General features: G+C 58.0%; 10 protein-coding genes and 2 pseudogenes. 8 read left to right on the top strand and 4 right to left on the bottom strand.

The annotated features are described in order from the left end of the window. The first annotated feature begins 71 nt into the window (after positions 1 to 71). The 6 genes and pseudogenes from A0U92_RS14115 to A0U92_RS14085 all read left to right on the top strand — a co-directional run bounded on the left by A0U92_RS14115 (position 72) and on the right by A0U92_RS14085 (position 8,630). Positions 72 to 1,727, top strand: coding sequence for a lysine--tRNA ligase (locus A0U92_RS14115; protein ID WP_077813747.1), 1,656 nt, complete (start codon positions 72 to 74; stop codon positions 1,725 to 1,727). Between the two features lie 73 nt (positions 1,728 to 1,800). Continuing rightward, positions 1,801 to 3,846 (top strand): phosphatidylglycerol lysyltransferase domain-containing protein, encoded by a 2,046-nt coding sequence (locus A0U92_RS14110; protein ID WP_408736126.1) that lies wholly within the window; start codon positions 1,801 to 1,803, stop codon positions 3,844 to 3,846. A 191-nt stretch (positions 3,847 to 4,037) separates the two neighbouring features. Next, positions 4,038 to 4,634, top strand: a pseudogene (locus A0U92_RS18360) (alkaline phosphatase family protein). Positions 4,635 to 4,799: 165 nt separating this feature from the next. Continuing rightward, the gene (locus tag A0U92_RS14095) at positions 4,800 to 5,483 is read left to right on the top strand and encodes a gluconate 2-dehydrogenase subunit 3 family protein (RefSeq protein ID WP_077813744.1); all 684 of its coding nucleotides are present in this window, start codon (positions 4,800 to 4,802) and stop codon (positions 5,481 to 5,483) included. 64 nt (positions 5,484 to 5,547) lie between these two features. Further along, positions 5,548 to 7,326 (top strand): GMC family oxidoreductase, encoded by a 1,779-nt coding sequence (locus A0U92_RS14090; protein WP_077813743.1) that lies wholly within the window; start codon positions 5,548 to 5,550, stop codon positions 7,324 to 7,326. After that, positions 7,323 to 8,630: a c-type cytochrome gene (locus tag A0U92_RS14085; RefSeq protein ID WP_077813742.1), complete on the top strand. Its 1,308-nt coding sequence runs from the start codon at positions 7,323 to 7,325 to the stop codon at positions 8,628 to 8,630. Before A0U92_RS14090 ends, A0U92_RS14085 begins: the two co-directional genes overlap by 4 nt. A 341-nt stretch (positions 8,631 to 8,971) precedes the next feature. Here the strand turns inward: A0U92_RS14085 and A0U92_RS14080 are convergent, their stop codons facing one another. The 3 genes from A0U92_RS14080 to A0U92_RS14070 are packed head-to-tail and all read right to left on the bottom strand — an operon-like array spanning position 8,972 to position 12,281. After that, entirely contained in the window at positions 8,972 to 9,856 is an 885-nt protein-coding gene (locus A0U92_RS14080) for a plasmid partitioning protein RepB C-terminal domain-containing protein (RefSeq protein WP_236748159.1), read from the bottom strand. Further along, positions 9,853 to 10,728, bottom strand: a complete 876-nt coding sequence (locus A0U92_RS14075) for a plasmid partitioning protein RepB C-terminal domain-containing protein (RefSeq protein WP_077813741.1) — start codon at positions 10,726 to 10,728, stop codon at positions 9,853 to 9,855. Before A0U92_RS14075 ends, A0U92_RS14080 begins: the two co-directional genes overlap by 4 nt. Further along, positions 10,728 to 12,281 (bottom strand): recombinase family protein, encoded by a 1,554-nt coding sequence (locus A0U92_RS14070; protein WP_236748158.1) that lies wholly within the window; start codon positions 12,279 to 12,281, stop codon positions 10,728 to 10,730. Before A0U92_RS14070 ends, A0U92_RS14075 begins: the two co-directional genes overlap by 1 nt. A 120-nt stretch (positions 12,282 to 12,401) precedes the next feature. Between A0U92_RS14070 and A0U92_RS14065 the strand changes: the two genes are divergently transcribed. Together A0U92_RS14065 and A0U92_RS14060 are read left to right on the top strand one after the other, a co-directional pair. Then, on the top strand, positions 12,402 to 12,788 hold the full coding sequence (locus A0U92_RS14065; protein ID WP_077813739.1) for a hypothetical protein: 387 nt from the start codon (positions 12,402 to 12,404) through the stop codon (positions 12,786 to 12,788). A gap of 206 nt (positions 12,789 to 12,994) precedes the next feature. Beyond that, positions 12,995 to 13,257 (top strand): annotated as a pseudogene (locus A0U92_RS14060) (IS5/IS1182 family transposase); the annotation flags it as partial. A gap of 144 nt (positions 13,258 to 13,401) precedes the next feature. Here A0U92_RS14060 and A0U92_RS14055 read toward each other — a convergent pair. After that, complete coding sequence (locus A0U92_RS14055; RefSeq protein WP_077813738.1) at positions 13,402 to 14,403, bottom strand: MBL fold metallo-hydrolase; 1,002 nt, start codon at positions 14,401 to 14,403, stop codon at positions 13,402 to 13,404. Positions 14,404 to 14,408: the final 5 nt, after the last annotated feature.

Here is a 14,408-nt window from a genome sequence, read left to right as displayed (position 1 = left end):
CAGTGTCACTGTGGGTCGCGCCTGCGTGATTTGAATTGACCGGAAGCCGCTCTCTTCATAGCTTCCCGCCCATGTCTGACCAAAACGTAAATCCTGCTGGCCATTCCCTCCTGCCGAACGGGGCCGTTCCCAAAGCCTGGCCCTTTCAGGAGGCGCAGAAAATCGCCGACCATGTCACGGCCAGAGGCGGTGACCGTCCGGCGCTGTTCGAGACGGGCTATGGTCCCTCCGGTCTGCCGCATATCGGCACGTTCGGCGAAGTGGCCCGCACAAGCTGGGTGCGTCAGGCCTATACGGCGCTGACGGGAAAGCCTTCTCGTCTGCTTGCGTTTTCCGATGACATGGACGCGCTCCGCAAGGTTCCGGACAATGTGCCGAACCGCGAGATGCTGGCGGAGTTCATCGGCAAGCCGCTGACCCGTGTGCCGGACCCGTTCGGCACGCACGACTCCTTCGCGGCCCACAACAATGCCCGCCTACGATCCTTTCTGGACGGATTCGGGTTCGATTACGAGTTCGCTTCCTCGACCGAATACTACACGTCCGGCCGCTTCGACGCTGCGCTGAAGCGGATGCTGGAAGTGCATGACGAGGTCTGCGCCGTGATCCTGCCGACGCTGGGCGAGGAACGCCGCGCGACCTATTCACCGGTCCTGCCCATCCACCCGAAGACCGGCAATGTCATGCAGGTCCATATCGACAGGGTCGATCCGGCGGCAGGCACCGTCTTCTGGACCGACGAGAATGGCGAGCGCTTCGAAACGCTCGTGACCGGCGGCGCGGCCAAGATGCAGTGGAAGGCCGACTGGGCCATGCGCTGGTACGCGCTCGGCGTCGATTATGAAATGTCAGGCAAGGATCTGATCGACAGCGTGCGTCTGTCCGGTCGTATCTGCCGCGTTCTGGGAGCTGCGGCTCCTGCCGGCCTGACCTACGAGCTGTTTCTCGACGAACACGGTCAGAAGATTTCCAAGTCGAAGGGCAACGGCCTGTCGGTTGAGGAGTGGCTGCGTTACGCGCCGCCCGAGAGCCTTGGTCAGTATATGTTCAACCAGCCGCAGAGGGCGAAGCGTCTGTTTTTCGACGTGATCCCCAAGGCGGCCGATGAATATCTCTCCCATGTGGAGAAAGCTTCCACCCTGCAGAAAAGCGTTGCCGAAGGTCCGGCGAGCGAGGCGCAGGACGCTGATCGTCTGGCGCTCTATGCCAACCCTGCCTGGTTCCTGCATGCCGGTCACATTCCGGATCATGCGGGTAGCCCGCTGTCCTTTGCCATGCTGCTGAATCTCGCCAGTGTCGCCAACGCCGAGACGCCGGACGTGATGTGGGGTTTTATCAGGCGCTATGACGCGAACGTCTCTCCCGAGACGCATCCGATGCTGGCCACGCTGGTTGAGCGCGCCATCGTGTTCTACGCCGATTTTGTCCGGCCTTCGAAGAGCTACCGCCTGCCCAGTGAGCAGGAACACGCGGCGCTTGCCGATCTGGCGGAAGCCCTCAAGATTTATGAGGGCGAAGAGGTTTCCGCCGATGTGTTGCAGAATCTGGTGTTCGAGATCGGCAAGCGTCATGAATTCGAGCCGCTGAGAAGCTGGTTCACCTGTCTCTACGAGGTTCTGCTGGGGCAGAGTGAAGGCCCGCGTTTTGGGGGGTTCATAGCACTTTACGGTGTCCGGGGCACCATCGCGTTGATCGAGGCGGCGCTGGTGCGGAGCGCGGAAGCCTGAGGGCATCGCCATGCCACTGACCCGTACCCCCGGAGAAAAGCCGCCTCATCTCTCTCCGGAACAGGAAGAAGCCATGGTCTCCCGTGTGGAGGCTCTGGCTCAGAGCACGCAGTCGCTCCGGGACAAGCCGAAAGGCTGGAAGCGCTGGCTGAAACATCTGCCGCACCTGCTCGGTCTGCTTCTGATGGTCGCCGCCATTCTGGTGGTCCGCAAGGAAGTGCAGTCGCTGAGCATGGCTGATATCAGGATGGCGTTGGGCGGTATTTCGCACCATGCGCTGATGGCGGGTGTAGCCTGCACCTTTCTGTCCTATTTCATTCTGTCCTTCTACGACCGGTTGGCCGTCATTCAGGTCGGGCACAGGGACGTGTCTTTCCTCCGGACCGCCTTTGCCGCCTTCTGTTCCTACGTTCTGTCCCACAATCTGGGGTTTTCGGCTGTCTCCGGCGCGGCGGTGCGCTTCCGGCTCTATCGCAACTGGGGACTGCCGCCGTTCGCGATCGCCCATATCATCGCATTCTGTTCGGTCACCTATCTGCTGGGCGCGGGTGTTCTGATCGGCAGCGTGCTGCTGCTGGAGCCGGGCGCCGTGCCCGGTCTGGGTGGCCGTGTTCCCGCGCCGGTGACGGCAGGGATCGGTGTGCTGTGCTGGCTCGGCGTTCTCGCCTATATCTTTGCCGGTCTGAAATGGCGCAAGGTGACGTGCCGGGGCAAGGAGATCGACCTGCCGTCCGCGCCGATGGCCATCGCCCAGACGGTCGTGGCGGCGGCGGACATGGCGGCGACCGCCGGTATCGCGTGGGTGCTGCTGCCACCGGACACGATCGACTATACATCCTTTCTGGCCATCTACATCGCTTCCTACACGGCAGGGCTGGTGGCCAGCGTGCCGGGCGGTCTCGGCGTGTTCGACAGCGCCATGCTGCTGGCGCTCGGGCCCTATATGTCCAAGCCGAACATCATTGGCGTCATTCTCGTCTTCCGGCTGTTCTACTACATCATCCCGCTGTTTCTCGCGGGGGGCATGTTCGCGGCGCACGAGCTGTTTCTGCGCGGCGACGCCGCGCTGGCGCGCAAGAAATATCGGGAAAACAGCGATTCTCCTGCAAAACCGCGGCGTCCCAGTCAGGTTGTGCGGGAGAGCGAGGCCGATTTCTCTGTAGCCGTCGCCACGGGTACAGTGGCGCTGTGTGGTGTCCTGCTGATGATCCTGCCGGTCATCAACCCGGTGCATCATTTTGCGGGTCCGAAGATCATCATGTTCGTCTCCCGGCAGGTCGGCGGCTATGCCCTGACACTGGCGGGGGCGTCCCTGATCGCACTGGCGGTGGGGCTGTCACAGCGTGTGACGCTGGCATGGGGGGCCACTCTTTTCGTTCTGGTGCTGGCCGCAGCGGTAACGTTCATGCGCGGCAACGCGCCTGTGGTCTCGGTTGTGCTCGGCTTTTCGGCATTTCTCGTCGCACCTTTCCGGCGCTGCTACTACCGTCATGCGCGTCTGCTGAGTGAACCGCTGTCCTTCACCACGATCCTGTCGCTGATCCTGCTGATCGGCTGCGCGCTGCTGATCGGCACGCACCGTGAGGCGACCGACAGCTGGTGGCGGCTTTTTGTGCCGGACGGCAGCCATGCCCGCTGGATCGTGACGGTGGCAGGGGCGCTCGCCCTGCTGGTCATCGCCAGTCTGGCGCGTCCGGGGCGTGTGATCGTGCGGTCCTGGAACGAAAAGGACGCTGACTGGTATTACAGTCTGGACCACGCCATCGCAGCGGTTCCTGTCGCTGTGGTACACGGCATGGTGGTAGGGGAGGCCGGGACAGCGGCTATTCCGTTTCGCAGGCGCGGCAATTTCGTGATCGGACTGGGTGATCCCGCTGGTGAGGACGCCGATGCTCCGTCCGCGATCTGGCGTCTGCGCGATCTGGCGTTGCAGGAAGGCCATCAGCCCGTCTTCTGGGGCACCGGTGAAGTTTTCCTGCCCATTTACGATGATATCGGGCTGGTGAGCTGGCCACTTGATGGTATGCCGGGCCTGTATGTCAGTTGTCCTTCCGAGCAGATCGGGCTGGTCAGGGCGCTTCTGACCGGGCGCCGGGCGGGCGGTTCTTCCGTCCGTTGACACCAGTTCCGTGATTGCCCCGCATTCTGCTCTGGCAGCGGACGTGCGGCGGTTTGCATCTCTGTCCGTGTTTCCGCTTTTGCATGGAAAAAGTGGCTTGGCCGCCTTGAGCCAGTATGGCCACAGAATATTAATAGAAATATTCAGGAGTATTCCGAAATCTTTCGACAGGAAAGCCATGGTCTGACGGAATGGACATGTCAGAAATGGCTGAGAGAAATATTCCACCAGATGACGCCAGTCGAAGAAATCTTATGAAAATGGTTCTGGCGGGAAGCCTTCCTGCAAGTATTCCCAAGGCGGTTGCGATTCCGGCTTACATGACCCATCGATCCATCAAAGATATCGAACACGTTATTTTCCTGATGCAGGAAAATCGGTCGTTTGATCATTATTACGGCACGTTGCAGGATGTACGTGGATATAGTGACCCGCGTGCCGCGAAAATTTCCCCGACCAGAACCGTTCTGGAGCAGCCGGATGGGACTGGTGGTTTTGTCATGCCGTTCCATCCCGATTTTTCCGTGTCGGGAAACAAGTTTCTCACTGGCCTCCCGGATGGCAGGAACAGCATGCAGCTGGGCTGGAATAATGGTCTATGGGACAAGGGGATTTCTGAAAAAATCTCTGCGACGATATCGCGCTATGTATGAGAGGATATCCCCTTTCATTTCACGCTGGCGGATGCGTTCACCATCTGTGATGCCTACCACTGTTCCGCTCTGGAAATGACACATCCGAACCGGCTGTATATGTGGAGCGGATGCTGCGGCGACGTCGATTTTTGATCTGTCCGCGCTCTCGTTGCGGCTTCATGATGATGTGGGTCGGATCAGGCTGTGATGTCGCCCTGAACGTCCTGATGGTTTACAGCCTGTGTCAGGGATGTGACACTGTGCGGCATCATGAGTGTTCAGAACGAAACATCTAGGAGACTGTCGGTTCCGCCGGGTATGACGCGGCGACATTTTCTCATGGCGCTTGCCGGAACGGCCGCTTTCTGGACGGCGGACGAATTCGCTGACTGGCGGCGGGCCATCGCGGCGGAGGCGGATCAAGCCTACACGCCGCGTTATTTCACGCCTGATGAATGGCGCTTTCTGGAGGCCGCGACCGAGCAGCTCTTTCCGGAAGACGCGACCGGACCGGGAGCCAAAGCCCTTGGCGTCGTGGGTTTCATCGACCGCCAGATGGAGACTCCTTACGGCCGTGGTAGCCTGTGGTTCATGAGTGAACCTTTCCAGCAGGGACCGGCCAATCTCGGCTATCAGCTTCCCTACGCGCCACGCGAGATCTACCGGATCGGGATTGCGGGCGCGGACCGTTATTGCCGCGACCATCATGGTCACGTCTTTGCGGATCTGGATCATCCCAGCCAGATCGAGATGCTGAGCGCGTTCGAGAAGCTGCCGATCATGCTGGGCGACACCCTGACGGCGGGTATTTTCTTCGAACAGCTTCGCACCAACACGCTGGAAGGTGCGTTTTCCGACCCGATCCATGGCGGCAACCGTCATCTGGGAGGCTGGGTGATGCTCGGTTTTCCCGGCGCACGTGCTGATTTCATGGACTGGGTGGACCAGTATGGCCCGGCCTATCCGCTGGGCAGCGTGTCGATCAGCGGCGAGACAGCCTGATCCGTGTCTTCCGTGTTTCTTCCCCTGACCATTCCCCGCCAGACAAAACGGAGCCCGTGACACAATGAGCACGATGAATGCCGATGCCATTGTGGTTGGTGCGGGATGGGCCGGATCGATTCTGGCCAAGGAACTGACGGAAGCGGGACTGAAGGTCATCATGCTGGAACGCGGCCCGGATCGCGCGACAGCGGTGGAGGGCGCGTATCCGGACTCTATCGACGAGTTGCGCGGCGCAATCCGTCATCGGCTGTTTCAGGATCTGTCACGCACGACCGTCACCATCCGCAACAGGATCGGGCAGACTGCTTTACCTTACCGCCAGCTTGCGGCGTTTCTACCGGGTGAGGGTGTGGGTGGCGCGGGGCTGCACTGGTCAGGCGTGCATTTCCGCGCCGCTCCCGACGATCTTGCGCTGCGCAGCAGTGTTATTGCCCGCTATGGTCAGAAATTCATTCCGGAAGGGATGAATCTTCAGGATTATGGCGTCACTTATGACGAACTGGAGCCGTTTTTCGATAAAGCAGAAAAAGTCTTCGGCACGTCCGGTGAGGCCTACAAGATCAACGGCAAGATCGTCGGCAACGGCAACGTGTTCGCACCCTCACGCTCCGACGATTTCCCCCTGCCACCGTTGAAAGACGTTTATACGGCCAACCTTTTCCGCAAGGCGGCTGGTGAGGCAGGGTATCATCCCTACTCGCTGCCAGCCGCCAATGCGTCGCGGCAATATACCAATCCATATGGCGCGCAGATGGGGCCGTGCAATTTCTGCGGTTATTGCAGCGGCTATGACTGCTACATGTATTCCAAGGCCTCGCCGAACGTGAATATTCTTCCCGTTCTGCGGAAAGATCCGAATTTCACGCTGATCACGCGGGCGCATGTCATGCGGGTTGATCTCGACAGCACGAAGACACGGGCGACGGGGGTGACGTATCTCGATCTCGATTCGGACAAGGAGGTCTCAATCACGGCGGACCTTGTCGTGCTTGGGGCTTTCCAGTTTCACAATGTGCATCTGATGCTGCTGTCTGGCATCGGCAAACCCTATGACGCGCAGAAGAACGAAGGCGTGGTCGGGCGGAATTTTGTCTACCAGACCATCACCACGTCCCGCGCCTGGCTGCCGGAGAACACATTCACCAATCAGTTCATCGGCACGGGCGGCGGAGGGGTCGCCATCGACAATTTCAACAGCATGAATTTTGATCACGGGCCGCATGGCTTTGTCGGCGGCTCGCCGGTCTGGGTCAATCAGGCGGGCGTCAAAGCGATTGCCGCGTCCACAATCGGTGGCGGCAAGGACGCGCCGCGCTGGGGTTCGGGCTACAAGAAGGCGCTGGTCGAGACCTACAGGCATGCGATGGCGATCGACGCGCATGGCAGCAACATGGCCTATCGCGATGTGTTTCTCGATCTCGACCCGACGTGGAAGAACACCTACGGCCAGCCGCTGCTGCGTATGACGTTCGACTGGCAGGACAACGATATCCGCATGAACCGCTATGTGGTCAGCCAGATCGAGCCGATCATGAAGGCGCTCGGAGCCACCAAGTACGAACTCGGCATGCTGGAACCCGGCAAGTCGTTCGACACGCGGATCTATCAGACGACCCATCTGGGCGGCGGCGCGGTGATGGGCGACGATCCCCACACCAGCGCGATCAACCGCTATCTCCAGAGCTGGGACGTGCCGAACGTGTTCGTCATCGGCTCCAACGCCTTCCCTCAAGGGATGGGCTACAATCCGACCGGGATGGTCGCGGCGCTTGCCTACTGGTCGGCGCACCATATCCGCACGACCTATCTGAAATCTCCCGGTCCGCTGGTGCCGGTATGAGAGGCTTTCGTTTCGCGTTCTGTCTGGCTGTCTTTCCACTCGTTGCGTCAGCCCGTGCCGCTACGCCGTCTGAAGACCTGATCCGGCAGGGCGAATATGTCGCCCGTGCGGCGGACTGCGCGGCCTGCCATTCCGTCAGAGGGCAGGCTCCGTTTGCGGGTGGCGTGCCATTCGACCTGCCGATGGGCCGTATCTACAGCCCCAACATCACGCCTGATCCGGATCATGGCGTCGGGGGCGACACGGAAGAGCAGTTCGCTCGTGCGGTCCGCGAAGGCGTACGGAAGGATGGGGCGTCGATGTATCCGGCCATGCCGTTTCCGTCTTACGCACGCATGACGGATGCGGATGTCCATGCTCTGTTCGTCTATTTTCGCTATGGCGTGAAGCCGGTGGCCACGACGCCGCCCGCCAGCACGATTGTCTGGCCGCTGTCCATGCGCTGGCCGCTGACCCTGTGGCGCGGGATGTTCGCACCTTCGCCACAGAGCGCGCGGAGGGCGACACAGCGCTCCTTCCCTGACCCGGTTCTGGCGCGTGGCGCCTATCTTGTGGAGGGGGCGGGACATTGCGGCGCGTGTCATACGCCGCGAGCCCTGACTTTGCAGGAAAAGGCGCTCACCGCAGCGGATGGCGATCTCTATCTGTCGGGCGGTGGTTCGGTGGATGGCTGGCATCCGCCCTCGCTGCGTCAGGAAAACCGGACCGGTCTGGGGCGATGGTCGGAGGACGACATCGTCGCGTTCCTGCGTGATGCCCGAGCTTCGGAAGGATCGGCTTTCGGAGGGATGGCGGACGCCGTCGAGCATGGCACGCAGTATCTGACCGACGATGATCTGCACGCGATCGCCCGTTATCTGCGCTCGTTACCGGCACGGAAAACACCTGATCCAGTATGGAAATATGACGCGGCTACGGAAACCGCGCTGCGGAGCGGGGATGTCAGCGCTCGCGGGGCGCGGGTCTATGTCGATCACTGCGCGGCCTGTCATCGTGATGATGGACGCGGCTATCCCTCCGTTTTCCCGCCACTTGCCGGAAATCCGGTGGTGATGGACGAGCAGCCAGACGCTCTGATCACGCTGCTCTTCAAGGGGGCGACTGTTCCTGCCACACGTAACGCCCCTTCGGCATTCGTGATGCCGTCTTTTGCGCATGTGCTGTCCGGGCAGCAGATGGCGGATGTGCTGAGCTTTATTCGGGGCGCGTGGGGGAACGGTGCATCGGCGGTGGAGGTGGGGGATGTGCGGAAGTCGGCGCCGAAAGGAAAGGGAGCGGATGGGGAGGGGATGCCGCTTAATTGAGGGGGAATTCGCTCTGTAAACAGGCGGCAGGACCTGATTTTGAAAGGCCGTTTTGTCTGTATTTGTAAATTATACAAATGTTTCGAAAGCGATATACGGGATTGCGCCTGCATTTTTCTGTGACGGGCGTAATTGGCATTTCCCAAAAATGGACGTGATCCAAACTACGCTTTTCAGGTAATGGTCAGCTTTGTAGCACGTTGACGATAGGATCTTTGATTTAAGCTGATGAACGGCTTCTGCTGCAACGGCTGCATGTTTGAGAATCTTGTTTATTACATGTTTGGTTTCATGATTTGATATGAAAATAATTGAAGGTTTCTTCAGGTATTCCAAACAAATCAGCCTGCATCAAGCGATGTTGCAGACACAATGATTCGGAGTTCACTTATAATTTCCGGATAGCGCGCCTCAAGATAGCTGATGATTTTTGTATTCTCCATCAGCCGCTCAAGATAACGGCCCGCGAGGACAAGCTGGAGGACATCGTCGCCGAACGTCGCCTCAATCGCGCGGTAATCCTTGACGAGATTTTCCATCTCGCGTTCCATTCTGGCCATCTGATCCGGTGTTATGCCGGTCGCAGCTTTGGGCCGGTCGGGTTTCACAAGATCGGTTTGCCTTGTCGCCGCCAGGATTGCCCTTGCATAGGCGGCGGTGAGATTGTTCATCGCGACCATCAATTCAGCCGTCTCGACCTGCTTATATGGCTTCATCTTACGGAGGATATCGAACACCTGCATGTTAACCGGCCGATCCTTGAGAATCTCCACCGCACCGGGGGCGATACTGTCAAGCAGGCTGCGCCGACGCATCACCATTTTCTCCTCGATCCCGAGGGCGACGGCAATCATGGCTGGGGGCACTCCCCGATCGATTGCCCGGGAAATCATGTAATGTTCCTGTACTGTCGCCAGACGATTGACCCGCTTGTTGTAAGTGAAGGCTTCATCGTCATCCGAGATGATGCAGGGCGCGCTTTCCACGCGCTGTTCCTGCAACGCATGGAGTCGCAGATGCCCGTCGAGAAGCAGATGCCGTCCTTCCCGATCCGCCTTGGCAACGGCAAGCGGCTCGATGATGCCTACGACACCGATGGAGGTCGCGATTCGTTCATAACGCTTGAGCGCGATAATCCGCTTCGTCATCGGCCGGAGCGGAAGGATCGCGCCGAGGGGTAGTTCATACACCTTGCGCTCGAAAGAAATGCGGATCGGTTTGCTCATGGCTGAGCCCCTTCAACGCCAAGACGCGCGGCAATCGGCTGTGGCAGGGTTGCGAGCCCTTCGGCCCGGAGTAGCTGGACGAAATGATCCTCGGCGAGCAGTTTGCCCATCGCACCAACGATGAACGTGAGGCGACCTTGTGTGAGATGCGCCTTCTTCACCAGCATCTTCTGTCGCTCGACTTCCTTCTGATAGGCCCGCACGAGTGCGGCCGCAGTCGTCGGCTGTGTCCTTTTGCTGCCCACTCGGATTGACCTTATCCCTTTGCCCAGAGCATTCCGGTCATCCACGATCCGGCGGATGGCCAGGATCTGGTCGCCGGGAAGTTCACCGGCTTCATAGGCCTCGGTGAGCGCTTTCTGGACCTCGGCATCCGTCGCGCGGGCGATCTCCGCTGCAATCGTATGAGGGACGATCCCGCGCTCAACGGCATCAAGCAATCTCTCCTCGCCCTTTTCCAAAAGAGCGTTGATCGAATAGACATACTCGGTGCTGAAACCGATCTTCTCGGCAATTTCGGCGTTGCTGTATCCCCGCTCGCGAAGGGAGCCGACCTCACGGATCAGCTCGAGCGACGTAAGGTTCCGCCGGGCCAGATTCTCGACGAGACTCATCACGAAACATTCGTCGCGCGTGGCTTCGATGATCATAGCCGGTATCTCCGTCTGATCGAGCTTCAGCAACGCCTCCATCCGGCCCTGTCCGCAGATCAGCTCGTAGCGCGTCCCGTCCGCTGATCGCCGGACTGTAACCGGTCGCTTGAGACCGACCCTGCGGATGTTCTCCACCAGTTCGTCGAAGATCTTCCGGTTTCGGGCGCGCGGATTCAGAACCTCGATCGAGGCAATGGGAATCATGACGATCTCGGACATCAAAGCGGGCCTTCCAGCGTATGACGACGCAGCATGTGAAAAAGAGGGGACAGATCGTCCGTTCGATAGGAATCCAGATCGATCCCGTTCTTCTCGGCCATTCCCAGCCGTGGTCTGCCGCCGACATCCAGCCACGGCAGAAGGTAATAATCTTTCACGGTTTTGTTGTCCGGGTTGAGCCGGACCACGACCGTCACATCAGGACGAAGGCTTGCGTCCAGGCGGACTTTCCAGCGAAGAGACCCTGCGGTGGTCGTCTGGCACCGGACAATGACCAGCGCCAGGGTTACCTCCTGATTGACCAAAAGCAGATCGTTACGCGGGTCGACAGTGACGCTCCCGCCGATAGTCTCGATACCCGCGACGGTGCTGGCGACGACCTCAGGATGCATCAGTCGAAGCTGGCGGTTCGTCTCGATATACCGATAGTCGCGGGCTGGCTGAAAGCCGATCAGCGCATAGGCGCGCAGCAGACTGCCGAAGCGGTGTCGATAGGCGGCCGAAGAGGGCATATCCTCGACCTCGTCGATGATCATGCCCGAGAGGGTTCCCCGCAAGGACAGGAGATCGGACAGCATCCGGAGCAATTCGTCGTTAGAGAAACGGTGCGCCCGTTCGGCGAAAACTGTCTGCGCTGCCTCGAATAACGCGGGATCGACGACCGCCTCGAAGACACCGTCGCCACGGACCCACATATCGGCGTCGTTGACCACGCGCTTCTTCTTGAGCTTGAAGGAAATGCGATTGTAGACATTGTTTCCAATATATTTTTCGTTCGTCAAAATCTGACGGACAATCGCATGCGTCCAGGGTTTTCCCAGATCGGTCATCCGTCCTTCGCTGTTCAGGATGGTGACGATCTCCCGCTCTGATCGGCGCTCCAGGACGAACAGCCGATAGATCCGGCACACTGTCTCGATCTCCTCTTGGGGACCGGGGACGAGGATGACACGGTCAGTCTGGAGGCTTTTATGCTCTCCACGCGCGAGAGCGGCCTTTCGCTCATTGTTCTCGTTCACGAGGAAACGGCGCAATCCATAACCGGCGGGGCCGCCCTGACGATAGCCGAGCGTTATCAGGCGGCATTGCCCCGTGAAGACCTTGCTGGACAACTCACGGCTATATTCGCCGGCCATCACGCGCTTGATGCTTTTCATGACGTTCGACGGGAGGCTTCCGTCATTGTCGAATTGCTCTGCGCAATAATGGACATTAATGCCGCGCTCGCGGCAGATGAACTCGTAATAGGCGCTCTCGTCGGCGTCCTGAAAACGTCCCCAGCGACTGATATCGTACACGAGAACGGCCTCGAAATCGGCGGCTCCGCTTTGCACATCCCCGATCAGACGCCGGAGCGCGTCGCGTCCGGCGATATTGAGACCGCTTCGCCCTTCATCAGCGTAATTCCTTACGATCTGAAAATTTCGGCGTGCGGCATAGGCGGCGATGATCTCGGCCTGATTCTCCGTCGAGTATTTCTGATGATCCGTTGACATCCGCACATATTGGGCGGCGCGTACCGGGGGTATTCCTCCAGATGCTTCCACTGTCATCCCCGGCTCTACGCTTCGGACGGAATTCCGTCCGCTCAAATTTTGATCCACGATCCAGTCGCATTCGGCCTGCATCCGTCCTGCCCCGACACTCTCCTTTCTACTTCAAGGAAGAGCGGAATGTCGTTTTCAAACAAAGACCGAAAAATTCACGCGAAGGACGGAAATAAATTTCCTGTCGACCCATCCGCCGATACCGAAGCTACGTTCGCGACCGTCATTGCAGACGCGCTCAGGCGTGACTTCGGGAGCACACCGGCGCATGTGAAACACATTGCCCGGTTAACGGGCGCCAATATGCGAACGGTCGGGAACTGGTTGAGCGCGAAGAACGGGCCAAACGGATCAAGTCTTGTCGTCCTGATGCGGCATTCCGATGAAATCACGATGGCCGTATTGAAACTCTCTGAACGTGAGGATCTTCAATGTGCCGTATCGGAAAAGAAAAGCCTGAAGGAACTTCGGAGCGCGATAACAGCAGCTCTGAAACACCTTCCACCTGACTGAGGGTGTCCTGTCATTCCGTTGTTTGGGATGTTTCTGTGTTACCGGTCATGATCAAGCTGATCTTCTATCTGAGAGATCAGCCTGATTTCTTCTCCGTTCCGGATGAAAATTCCTGCTCTGTTATTGCCCTCGCAACATTCCAGTGATTGCATTGACGAACGCGAGGCAGATACGCTTTCGGCCATCACCGCCATGGGCAATTTACAATGGCCATGAGTGGGGAGATCATTGATACCACGGTCGCTGCTGCCTCCAGACAGCGCAACACGGATGCAGAAAAGGCCATTCTGAAGGCGGGTGAGCTCCCTCAGGACTGGAAGGACAAACCGAAAACACCTGCGCAGAAAGATCGAGAGGCACGCTGGACGATCAAATATTCCAAAGCAAAAACGGGACAAAACGGGTTGATTTTGCTGTGCCCGCGTTCGGCTACAAGAACCATGTGGGCATTGATCGGCGCTATGGACTGTGACCTTGCCCCTGAAATGCCCTCGACTTGAAGTAAGGTCTGTCCACTGGAGACAGATGATGAAGAAAGTACGTTTCTCGCAGGATCAGATTATCGGGATACTGAATGTCGATTCGCCCTAACGACATGTTGTTGATATACAAATCATATTTTATGATCAGAGCCTGACCCAAAACACATAAGATCATGGGATAAATAAACTGGGCCAGTAAATTGACTTTTTACTCCAGACGTATATTGGCTATCATCAGTCTCAGCATCAAGTCCAGGTACAATATGAGTCAGAATAACAGAATTTACGTGCGTCTGTTTTGCGAGTTCGCCAACCTGTAAAGGGGTCAGGTGCTCTGAAGTCATATGAACCAGCAGCGCTTTCATTTCAGAAGAATTCATATTGGGATAATGAGCTTTCAGATAAATTCTCATTTTCTCTTCATCAATTACCTCAGAGATAAGAGTATCTGATCCGTTGGCATGACTGATGATAGCTGAAGATGGGCCTGTATCGCCGGTAAAATAAAGCGTTTTATGAGGAAACTCAAAACGAAATGAAAGCGATTCTGCTGCCCGAGCAGTCTCTCCATGATAATGTGTGTTCAACACTGCTGTTAATCGAAAATCTTTTCCATCAAATTCTCTTAGTGGTCCCTTCAGTGTCACAGGAACGAGCGTACTGCAAGGCGTTGGCGCTGCATCGATTTTACCTGTACGCGCCTGTCTGGTCGGCTCAAGAAAACGGCAGATTCCGGAGGTAATATCTTCTACGCCCGGGGGACCAACAATGGGGAGTGGAGCATAAATACGATTCACCCATCGCGTGCCGATCAGAGCCGGCAAATCGCCTGTATGGTCGATATGATAATGCGTAATAAAAATCCCTGCGATGGATGACAGTGGAATATGCGCCGCCGCCAGTCGCAGTAATGTCCCTGCTCCGGCATCAACAAGATAGGTACGATGATCGACTAAAATCGCTGTCGATGTTTCTGCACGCTCACTTCTGGCGATAGGTCCACCTCCAGTGCCGAGCGTGACAATTGTTGGCTCCATCGGGTCAAGAGGTGGAAGGCAATGACCTTCACCCCTAACCGGGAAAAGACCCAACGCAAGAGCGGTGCAGAATAGAAGCTTTTTTTGCCATCTCATTTCAT

Source organism: Acetobacter aceti (genome assembly GCF_002005445.1).
Taxonomy (GTDB): domain Bacteria; phylum Pseudomonadota; class Alphaproteobacteria; order Acetobacterales; family Acetobacteraceae; genus Acetobacter; species Acetobacter aceti_B.
This window is presented reverse-complemented; position numbering and strand designations above follow the sequence as displayed.